A 5,669-nucleotide genomic window follows, 5' to 3' on the forward strand; every position below is an offset into this window, starting at 1 on the left:
GTAATGACGGGATTGCTATCGTTACATCTCCAGCATTGCACAGCTATGTAGAGAAATGTTCAGCGTAAATGAATCAGGAAAAAGATGGTGTAGCAGCCGTGCATTCCCACGGTGGAATCGCGGTAGAAACTGACCATTCCAACGCTGTGCAACTTAGGGATGCGATTCTGGTGGCAAATGCAGATGTGGTTGTTAACCTGACTCCCCAAAAGGCAAATACGCTGCTTAGCGATGGCCAAGATTGGAAGGGATTCGATAAAACACTTTCGGTAACGACTGGTGCACTGCTGACAGCGGTAAAAGACACGGATATTAAGTTGCTAATTCACACCAGCTACAGTTTTCTGTACGGGAATGCGAGAGATGCAACAGAAAGCACACCCCAGAGTGTACCTGGTGATGACTCTATTTTCAAAATGGCGATCGCCACCGAAAACCAGGTAACAAACAGTCAGGTTCCCAATTGTGTATTGCGGCTGGGATACCTGTACGGGCCTGAATCGGAAGACCTCAAATTGTATATTAAATCCTTTAAACTGGGTCGTCCCTATTTTGCCGGGCCAGAGAGCAATTTGGGAAACTGGCTGCACTTTGAGGATGCGGCGGCGGCTTTGGTAAAGGTAGCCGAACAGGAACCGAAGGGTGCAATTTTTAACGTTGTCGATGGTGTGCCGGTGTCTTTTGCTGATTTTATCGATCGATTCGCCTTCACCCTGGGCAGAAAACGCCCCGCGCGCATCCCCATGTGGCTGACACCGCTAGCACTGGTGTTAGTTGTCACCCCTCAACAAGTGGATTTGTTAAAGCTTTCTACTACCGTCAATAACGACTCATTCCGCCAGCAGTTTGGGTGGAGTCCGCGCTATATTAGCTACCGAGAGGGGTTGCAGCAAACGGTTGATACGTGGGTATCGAGTGCTGGTTGAATTGTTTTGATTTCAGGCAATCAGCGATGTAGAACTTCTATATGTCAATACGCTTCGGTTAGCACTTTTTTGTGTCATTGCGAGGAACTAAGCAATCGCAGTATCTGTTTTTCACAGTTGACTAATTTTTAGTTATTGTAGGGTGCGAAGCGGGCTGAATGTTTGTTCACTTTGCTGATGGTTTCGCCTGACGTACCCTACGGGCTTACTGTTGGCACTCTAGTTCAAGTATTTTACAAAACAGTCAAGATTTGACAGTGCAATTAAAAGGTGTAAAATATACTCATACACAATACACGAAAGTAATGTGAATGGATGAACAGGAGGGAGTCAAACTTACACCGGGTGGCATCAAAATAATTGGCAATCTTGTTAACATGAAAGATGAGATTATCGCTGATGCCATTCGACAACGTGGAGGCGGTCAAGGTCAGATTTCCGAACTCCGAACAGATTATTGTAATTTCACAGTTGGTGCATTAGCAAATCTGGCAACAGAGGGAGATGAAGAGGCAAGAAAAGCAATTAAAATGCTTAAACAAGCAAGTAAAAAGCGTGATAAATATGGAAATAGATGAATTTCCCATTGGACAAACTCTGACGGCAGTATCGATTATTGAATACAAAGAAGATGGTAGCGAGCGACTATCTCTCGATAAAGTTCAACTTGTTTTTCAAGATACAACCGTTACGCTGCTGCCAATTTCTGATACTGACGAGGTAGAGATATTACTGGAAACTGCTACAGTTCCTGATGTGGCAGATACTCCCTTTTGGTGTAAGTCTTTGATTGGTAAAAAGCTGATGACGGTGTGGGTATGCGACAACGACCAAGGCTATCGAGATCAAGTAATTTTTGCCTTTGAATATTTACATCCTAGCATAACGTTTGTTGCTGAATGTTCATCGCTGCTAGTGTTTCTCTGCGAACCTGTTTGCCGCGTAAAATCTGTAACAGACTTGCAGTACAGCCAAGTATTTTGATACAGGAGTGCCAGAATTATTGTAGGGTGCGTCAGAGGTGAATGTTTTTTCAGCTTGCTGATGGTTTCACCTGACGCACCTTACGGTTAATTAGCTACAAAGATTAGTCCGTAGTACCCGTTTGCAGCGACTCTTGAGCAGCCTGCGTCCACTCAGAGTGGAAGAATTCACCGCGCGGTTTGTCGGTGCGCTCGTAGGTGTGAGCCCCGAAATAATCGCGCTGAGCTTGCGTGAGGTTTTGCGGCAATCTTTCGCGCCGATAGCTGTCGAAGTAGTCCAGCGACGCGCTGAAGGCCGGTACAGCAATCCCCAGCAGGCTAGCCGTAGACAACACTTCGCGCCAAGCTGTTTGGCGATCGAGAATGCTCTGTTTGAACTCCGGCGCTAACAGCAAATTCGGCAACGCAGGATCATCCTTGAAAGCTGTTTTAATCTTGTCCAAAAACCGAGCGCGAATGATACAGCCGCCTTTCCAAATTCGGGAAATTTCGCTCAAACTCAAGTCATAATTGTACGACTTAGAAGCAGCGCTCAACAGCGCCATACCTTGTGCATAGGAGCAAATCTTCGAGCAGTAAAGTGCATCGCGAACTTTGTTCACAAACTCTTTAGGATCGCCTTCGTACTTGGTGCTAGGCCCCGTCAGTTCGTGGGAAGCATTGACGCGCTCTGCTTTGTAAGAAGACATGATTCTGGCATTCACCGCAGCGATAATTGTGGGAATGCTCACGCCCAATTCTAAAGCACTCATTACAGTCCAGCGGCCGGTGCCTTTTTGACCGGCAGCGTCCATAATTACCTCAACTAAGGGATGCTTAGTTTCCGGGTCAATGTACTTGAAAATATTAGCCGTAATTTCAATCAAAAACGAGTTGAGTTCGTCGGTAGTATTCCATTCGGCAAATACTTCTTGCAACTGCTGACCGTTGAGTCCCGCCACGTTTTTGAGCAAATCGTAGGCTTCGGCAATGAGCTGCATATCCCCGTACTCAATGCCGTTGTGCACCATCTTCACGTAGTGACCAGCGCCACCAGGGCCGATGAAAGTGACGCAGGGGCCATCATCTACTTGAGCCGCAATTTTGACGAGAATCGGCTCTAGGATGCCGTAAGCTGCGTGGGTGCCACCGGGCATGAGGCTAGCACCGTTGAGCGCGCCTTCTTCGCCGCCGCTGATGCCCATACCGACAAATCCCAGTCCGGCTGCTTCTAAATCTTTGGTGCGGCGTTCGGTGTCGTCGTAGAGGGAGTTGCCGCCGTCAATAATCATGTCGCCCGGTGACAGCATGGGTTTGAGCTGGTCGATGACTGCATCTACGGCTTTCCCAGCTTGCACCATGACTAAGATGCGGCGCGGGGTTTCTAGGACATCGACGAATTCTGTGAGAGTCTTGGCGGCTACAATGTTTTTGCCGGGGGCGCGTTTGGCCATGAAGTCGTCGGTTTTAGCTGTTGTGCGGTTGTACACAGCCACGGAGAAACCTCTGCTTTCGACGTTGAGGGCTAGGTTTTCGCCCATCACTGCTAGACCGATTAAACCAAAATTTTGCTTTGTCATAAAAATACTGGGTAAGTGGGAAACTCAGAGCCTTCTCAACCTGAGAAAGAATTTACTCTTTGTGGAACAGGCCGGAAAGCTTGTTAACCGAGCTTGATACAAGATGTCGGTTTAAGTGTACTTCTATATTCAAAAAATTGATGTTTGGTGAATCAGTAGGGTTTTTTTAAGATTTAAGGGATATTAAAGAGATCGGTGAGTGATAATGAGACAGATATTGAGTCGATCGCAGTAACGATAGATACAAACACGGACATTTTGAGAAAAATTTAGGAGACTGTTGTAATTATGGAAGATTTGCAGTATCTGGCAGCCTGGGTGAAGGAGCAACACGCTCGCGAGTATATTTTAACTTGGCTGCTGAGTCAACAGGGGCTGTGGTGGTCGGATGGGGATATTTATCAGGCGGTTTTGCAAAAGTCGGGAAAGCTTTTGAAGGCTTATGTTCAAAAAAGGCAGGCGGGAGAGTTATTTGAGGGAATTTCTGAGAAGTTGGTAGGAGATGAAAATTGGGATGATTTGGTGGTGAGTTTAGGGAGAATTGTTGCTGTTTATCAAGAGGAATTGCTGAAGTTGCAAGAGCGCGACAGGCGAGGGGATGAGCTAAAAAAAAAATTGATTAGCGAACCGTTGACGGGTGATTCTTTGTCGCTTTTGGAGGTGCAGCAAGCTTTGCCAGATCCTTATGCGGATACGCTGACTGGGAGGTAATTTGCGATCCTTTGTGTGGATGGAGGCTAATCTCAGAAACCGGGTTTCTTGCCTTATTTCTGGTACTCAATCCAAATTGTCGCAGAAACCCAGTTTCTCGCCACGCAGCTAATCCCAGAAACCGGGTTTCTTCCCTTATTTCTCGTACTTAGCCCAGATTATTCGCAGAAACCCGGTTTCTCGCCACGCAGCGATAGAATTCGACCTGGACTAATCCCAGAAACCGGGTTTCTTCCTATATTTCTCGTACTCAGCCGAAAATTGTCGCAGAAACCCGGTTTCTCGCCAGCAAGAATTTTCCTAAAAAAGTTATACTCAAAAACGATTGAGATATAATTAATTTAAGAGTTGGGATATAAACAAATGCAGCTAGAAGATTATTTTGAGTTTCTCGACCCCGATGATATCCGCATCAAAGGACATCGGATTGGCATCGATGATGTGATTAAATATTACTTGAGCGGATATTCGCCAGAGCAAATTCTGGAAGAATTACCAAGTCTGAACTTTGAGAAAATTTACGCTAGTCTCACGTACTATCTGCACAATCGCAGACAGATGGATGCTTATATGTTGCGCTTGGCCCGGTGGCGGGAAGAACGTTATCAGGAATGGTTGGCTAAAGAACCTTCTGATGTAGTAAAACGTATGAGATTAATTAAAGCACAACGAGAACAGGAGTTACTAAGAATTCAGTGAAAACTCGTTTCTTAATAGATGAAAATTTGCCTAGTAAACTTAAGACTGCTGTTTTACTCCTGCAACCGGAAATAGATATTTTGCGGGTGGGTGATTTGGGTGCACCACCATTGGGAACTTTAGATCCAGGTATTCTCACGTATTTGGTATCGTCGCAGCGACTATTGGTGACGGATAATCGCAAAAGTATTCCGGGACATTTGGCAGACTACAGGGCGGCAGGAGGAGGACAAATGTGGGGACTTTTTTGGGTGCGTCCGAGTGCAAGTTTAGGCAGGTGGGCTGAGGAAATTGTGATGGTTTGGGAGACTTCTGAGGCTGAAGAATGGATCGATAAGTTGGATTGGATTCCATTGTAAAAAATGTCGCACAATCCCAGAAACCGGGTTTCTTCCGATATCTCTGGTACTTAACCTAAATTGTCGCAGAAACCCGGTTTCTCGCCACTCACCCTAATTCCAGAAACCGGGTTTCTTGCGATATCTCTGGTAGTTAACCTAAATTGTCGCAGAAACCCGGTTTCTCGCCACCTAACTAAAGAAATTAGAGCGCAAATCTCCGATAATTCACTGCAATCGCCCGCGCTCAAAATCCTCACGCTAACCCACAAGTCCGCCGGGGGTTGAAAACCCCCGTCTCATAGCGAAAGTCCTCTCAAAGAGGACTGAAAGACAAATTTTTGAAGAAGGATTGCCATATCTCCCCAGTCGGTTGAAACTGAGATCTTGCACCATTCTCAATTAGCCCTTGCATTGTGTACCCAAATGTGAAATAAAGGGCGTATAAACAAT

General features: G+C 46.0%; 7 protein-coding genes. 6 read left to right on the top strand and 1 reads right to left on the bottom strand.

Annotation, left to right across the window (positions count from 1 at the left end; all coding sequences use genetic code 11):
- The first annotated feature begins 68 nt into the window (after positions 1–68).
- From QUA58_RS30685 to QUA58_RS30695, 3 genes are all read left to right on the top strand, one after another.
- Complete coding sequence (locus QUA58_RS30685) at positions 69–926, top strand: NAD-dependent epimerase/dehydratase family protein (protein WP_333397905.1); 858 nt, start codon at positions 69–71, stop codon at positions 924–926.
- A 311-nt stretch (positions 927–1,237) separates the two neighbouring features.
- Positions 1,238–1,504, top strand: a complete 267-nt coding sequence (locus QUA58_RS30690; RefSeq protein WP_333397906.1) for a hypothetical protein — start codon at positions 1,238–1,240, stop codon at positions 1,502–1,504.
- Positions 1,491–1,910: a DUF6334 family protein gene (locus tag QUA58_RS30695; protein WP_333397907.1), complete on the top strand. Its 420-nt coding sequence runs from the start codon at positions 1,491–1,493 to the stop codon at positions 1,908–1,910. Before QUA58_RS30690 ends, QUA58_RS30695 begins: the two co-directional genes overlap by 14 nt.
- 103 nt (positions 1,911–2,013) lie before the next feature.
- Here QUA58_RS30695 and gnd read toward each other — a convergent pair whose 3' ends face one another.
- The gene (gene gnd, locus QUA58_RS30700; RefSeq protein WP_333397909.1) at positions 2,014–3,468 is read right to left on the bottom strand and encodes a decarboxylating NADP(+)-dependent phosphogluconate dehydrogenase; all 1,455 of its coding nucleotides are present in this window, start codon (positions 3,466–3,468) and stop codon (positions 2,014–2,016) included.
- A gap of 288 nt (positions 3,469–3,756) precedes the next feature.
- Here gnd and QUA58_RS30705 point away from each other — a divergent pair, with 288 nt between their 5' ends.
- From QUA58_RS30705 to QUA58_RS30715, 3 genes are all read left to right on the top strand, one after another.
- On the top strand, positions 3,757–4,179 hold the full coding sequence (locus QUA58_RS30705; protein ID WP_333252365.1) for a hypothetical protein: 423 nt from the start codon (positions 3,757–3,759) through the stop codon (positions 4,177–4,179).
- Between the two features lie 363 nt (positions 4,180–4,542).
- Positions 4,543–4,878: a DUF433 domain-containing protein gene (locus QUA58_RS30710; protein WP_332983727.1), complete on the top strand. Its 336-nt coding sequence runs from the start codon at positions 4,543–4,545 to the stop codon at positions 4,876–4,878.
- Positions 4,875–5,237: a DUF5615 family PIN-like protein gene (locus QUA58_RS30715; protein WP_333252366.1), complete on the top strand. Its 363-nt coding sequence runs from the start codon at positions 4,875–4,877 to the stop codon at positions 5,235–5,237. Before QUA58_RS30710 ends, QUA58_RS30715 begins: the two co-directional genes overlap by 4 nt.
- Positions 5,238–5,669: the final 432 nt, after the last annotated feature.

Source organism: Microcoleus sp. N9_A1 (assembly GCF_036701795.1).
GTDB lineage: Bacteria > Cyanobacteriota > Cyanobacteriia > Cyanobacteriales > Microcoleaceae > Microcoleus.